At 58.1% G+C, this 4,644-nt stretch carries 3 protein-coding genes; all 3 read left to right on the forward strand.

Features of this window, described 5'->3' with window-relative positions:
• Window positions 1–397, forward strand: a 397-nt coding sequence (locus tag Q2941_RS50785) for a hypothetical protein (protein ID WP_458197412.1), incomplete at its 5' end; no start/stop codon positions are given.
• A 961-nt stretch (window positions 398–1,358) separates the two neighbouring features.
• Window positions 1,359–1,505: a hypothetical protein gene (locus tag Q2941_RS50790; RefSeq protein ID WP_458197413.1), complete on the forward strand. Its 147-nt coding sequence runs from the start codon at window positions 1,359–1,361 to the stop codon at window positions 1,503–1,505.
• 1,138 nt (window positions 1,506–2,643) lie between these two features.
• On the forward strand, window positions 2,644–4,437 hold the full coding sequence (locus Q2941_RS50795) for an ABC transporter substrate-binding protein (protein WP_458197414.1): 1,794 nt from the start codon (window positions 2,644–2,646) through the stop codon (window positions 4,435–4,437).
• Window positions 4,438–4,644 lie beyond the last annotated feature (207 nt).

Genomic DNA, 4,644 nt, shown 5'->3' on the forward strand with positions numbered 1-4,644 from the left:
CCACGATTCGGAGGAGCAGCCTATGCAGTCAATTTCGACAATCGGTCTGGATATCGCGAAGTCGGTCTTTCAAGTGCGCCTTCATTCTGTGCTGCGCTTTTCGATCCCGTCAATGTTTCGAGCCGATGTAATCAAGAACAAAAAGTCAGACGATTGCGCTGTCATCATTTGGCCCAGTCAAACACCGGACTATCACTCCTCGTTTCAATCTGCGAGACTTAACTCCGACCGCACTAACAACGGGCATGTGAAAAACAAAGCCCAAAGGGAGGTTCGCAGTGGAGAAGGTGCGACGCTTACGCGCAATGGGTTCGCTGTGCCGTCAACAGGCCGCGTACAACAGCATGAACAAATGGAAGCTCCTCGCCGAAGCAGAACACTGGGAGTACCTAGCTGAGCTTGCGCTGTCGTCCTACTTCGAAGAATGCAATGCGGTTAGCTCAAACGAGGCAGCACAGCCTGTCTTGGGGTTTACAGCTCGCGCTCCATTGCAAGATGCTGTCGGTACTTGACCTTAATCCAGAACTTCTGCCGCCCGCCGCGGTAAGGCCGATCGAGGCGCTTGGCACCAATCCCATCCGGCAGGCTGCTCGGAAGAGATCGGGACCGATCTCGCCTCGCTCAAACGGCGCAACAGTGATGCCATCCGGACGACACGCTAGGAGTCGTGCCGATAGGACTTTCCGGCAGAAGCCACGACAGTCCTGTTTGACTACTCACCGGCGTGCCAGCTAGGATCGGCGCGTTTGTTTTCCAAATTTTTTTGAGTAGGTCTGTGATGTCCAGTGCAATCGAATTGATCGTCGATGGCTATGCTCGGTTAGGAGATCGCCAGTCCCTAGAGGACCTAAGAATGCATAGGCGGCGACTTGCGGTCGATCTGAAATCCGGGAGGGGCTTTGACTGTAGTCGCTCGATCGAACAGATTGAAATTGACATCGCTGCGATTGACGCCGGCCTTGTCAGCCTATCCAACGCAGTTGGATAGGAAGCCTCGACAGCGCTCGCCTACCTCTTCCGATTGTTTTTGGCAGCCCCACGATAGCTGCACTTAAGTGATTGATCCTATATGACACGCTCCAATGAAGCTGCGCCGTGCCCGGCTTGTGAGAAATGCTCCCGTGAAATGTCGCTCGTAGGTGAGTTGCCAGCGGTATCGAATTCGCCCGCCGTCCGCATTTACAAGTGCTCACCTTGCGGCAGGATCGCTTCGGTCAGGACGTATCCCGAATAAGGGGTGACACGCGACCGAAATCTAAGCCTATCCTAGTTCGTCGCGGGGAGCCCGAGCGCTCAAGAATTACATGCGTTAAGTTTTGTTCGGACTATAATACCTCTCAACGTGGGAGGTTGGCTCTATGGAAAGGTACATCCACAACGAGAACATCCGACGGTATCGGAAGCTCCTCGAAGAGGAGACCGACGAGCACAAGCGCGAGACGATCCGCCAGCTGTTGACTGAGAAAGAAGCGAAGGAAAGCCGTCCCAAGAAGCCACATGTGTAAGGAGGTAAGCAGCGGCTCATCCTCAATAGAGCGCAACGATGGAAAGAACGTGCAAATTGGGAGGGCAAGAACAACAAGCGCTCCTTTGCCATCATTAGGGATGAGTTGGTCTTTAAAGAGCAGCACGTGTCGGCCGGTGGGGCAGCAACGACTATTTTCAAGCGCGCAACGTGAGCCCCGATTTGAACGCGGGCCAATTGTTGCGCGTCGGTTGCTGGGCCTGAGCTGAGTTCGTCGAGCCAGCGGCGACCGCGCGCAAAGGCGGACACGAGACGAGTCTGTCGTTCGGCGCGCTCGGGTCGGACGTTCCCTTGCAGAGCCCGATGCGGCCGAAGGATCTTGCGGAATTGCTTGAGGGTGGGGACCAGCGGGCGCTCTGGCTCGGTGGATCGGCAGGTTGGCTTCGCGTGCAGCCGATGGCGCCGGCTCGCATGCAGCCGCCTCGGCCAAAGCGCATGAAGCACCGCGCATTTTCGGCGCGCCGGCCACGCACCCCGCAATCCGCATGCCGCGCAGCCGAATGTCAGCCACGGTTCGCCGATAAACGCGCATGCGCTGATGCCCGCGCCGCGCGCCGGGCGCGGAGTTGTCATCGACCCCCGGGCGGAGCAGCGTGCTCTCACCGCTGAAGCCGGCGTAGCTCGTCGTGAGCCGGCAGCTGATCTTGCGCGCGGGCGAGGTGATCCTTTCGTCCCACAATCGGCGCGAGCGCTCGCTGGTGTAACCCCAAAACTCGTCGAAACAAGAAATCGTCGGATTGCCGCCAGCGGCAGACGCCTCGTCCGACGCAATCGCGGTGATGCTGGCATCAAGCGCTTGAAAAGTGATGCGATCGGCAGTGAGCTTGGCCCCATGCCGCTTGCATGCGCGCCGATCCCGCAGTCGCTGCCGCCTGCGCAGCATGCCAGCGGGAACGAGATGTGGCGCCGACGTCGAGCTCGACAGTTGAAGTCCGCTCAGCACTTGTGGCGCTGCATCAAAATTGACCGTCTTTTGAAACTGCCGTAGGCTTTGCACAGATTGCTTGCTTTGTTGATCGTGAGGCGGGTCTTGCCAACCGCAACGTGATAGGCGGGCGGACTCCTGGACTTGGTCGATGTCGGGCCAGGTTTGGTAGCCGCAAACAAAGGGGATAGGGATGGAAAGCCACATTTGGGGCCTCGAGCCCACGCGCCGCGACTTCATGCTATCGACCGTCGCTTTTGCCGGTGCGTTATCCTTGCCGGCAGGCTTGCTGGCCGTCAGGCAAGCGATCGCCGCTGGCGAACTCAAGGACGTTCCCCGCAACCGGACCTTGGTTACGGTTCGCGGCGGTACCGACGGCAAGCACACCGAGGCCGAGCTTTGGAGTCCATATGTCATCGGCTCAAATCCACAGCTCGGAGGCAACATCATCTATGAGCCGCTCGCCTTCTACAGCGCCTTTGCCGACAAGACGATCATGTGGCTCGCAGAGAGCTACAAATACAGTCCCGACTACAAAGAGCTGACGGTCAAGACCCGATCAGGGATCACCTGGAGCGACGGCAAGCCGTTTTCCGCAGAGGACGTCGCCTATTCCCTCAACACCCTTAACGAACTCGGCGGCAAGGTGAAATGGGGCAAGGACGTTCAAGAAGTGCTGGAATCCGCCACCGTGGTCGACCCCAACACGACGCTAATCAAGTTCAAGGTGCCGGCGCCGCGTTTCTTCTTCCACATGCTCTCCTACAAATACGATATCGGCCTGCACATCGTTCCCAAACACATCTTCAAGGGGCAGGACTGGCAGAAATTTACCGCTTTCGATCTCGAGAAGGGCCTGCCCGTCACGACTGGCCCCTGGAAGGTCGTGAATGTCTCGCCGACCCAGAAGGTGGTCGACCGGAGGGATTCGTGGTGGGGCGTGGCGGCCGGCGTCGGCAAGTTGCCGGCGGTCGAGCGCATCGTGCTTCTCCCGGACACGGGTGAGCAGCAACTCGCTCAGGGACTCATCTCGAATGCAGTCGATTTCTCGACCGGATTGCAAGTCGCGACGTTCCCGACCGTTTTCAAAGGCAATCCCAACATCATCACCTTTACGGGCCGCGAGCTTCCCTTCGGCAATTGTGACTGGTGGCCGACTTCGCTCTATCTCAACAACGAGCGGCCCCCCTACAACAATCCGAAGTTCCGTTGGGCGATCAGCTATCTGATTGATCGGCAGACGCTGATAGACGTCGGTTGGGGCGGGTCTTCGAGCCTTTCGCCGCTGCCGATGCCGGACGGTTCGGTTTACAAGGGGTTGCAGCCGTATTTCGACTACGCCAAGCCTCTGCTCGATAAATATCCGACCAACGAATTCAACCCAGCGAAGGGCGCCGCATTGCTTGCCGAACTCGGCTGGAAGAAGGACGGCTCGGGCATGTATGTCGATCCTGCTGGCAAGCCGTTTTCGATGGAAATCATCAGCTTCTTCGATTTCCCGTCGGTCGGCCCGGTGCTGGTCGAGTTGTTGAAGCGGCATGGGATCAATGCGACCTATAGCCAGCCGCCGGACATGTTCACCCGCTATTTTGCAGGCGACTACAACGCGGCCATTTTCGGTCACGGCGGAAGCGTGCGCGATCCCTTCGAGACGCTTCGGCTTTACCAATCTTCGTCCGAGGCGATTCCGGGCGGGCATCTCGTCAATCTCGCACGCTGGAAGAACGCCGATTACGACAAGATCGTCGACGAGGTTTTCGTGACCTCGCCGGAAGACACGGCGAAGATGAAGGAGCTTTGGCTGAAGGCGATGGCCATCTGGTTGCCGGAACTGCCCGATGTGCAGCTCATGCAGTTCTATCACCGGCTGCCGATGAACCTGACCTATTGGAAGGGCTATCCAACCAAAGACAACCCTTACGTCAATCCAGCGTTCTTCCACTCGACGTTTGCGCTTGTACTACATAAACTCGAAGCGACGACGTGACGAGGCTCTGAAGATGCGGTAACCGGTCGCTTTGCGCGAAGAGGTGAGGATTGGCTGTCTACTATCTCGCCAAGCGGGTCGGAATCTTCTTCTTGATCGTCTGGCTCGCGGCCACACTCAATTTCTTCCTGCCGCGCATCGCGGGGGATAATCCCGTTGCCCAGAAGGTGATGCAGATGGCCGCCCTCGGCGGCAATCTGCACGCCG

This window comes from Bradyrhizobium sp. UFLA05-153 (assembly GCF_054185185.1).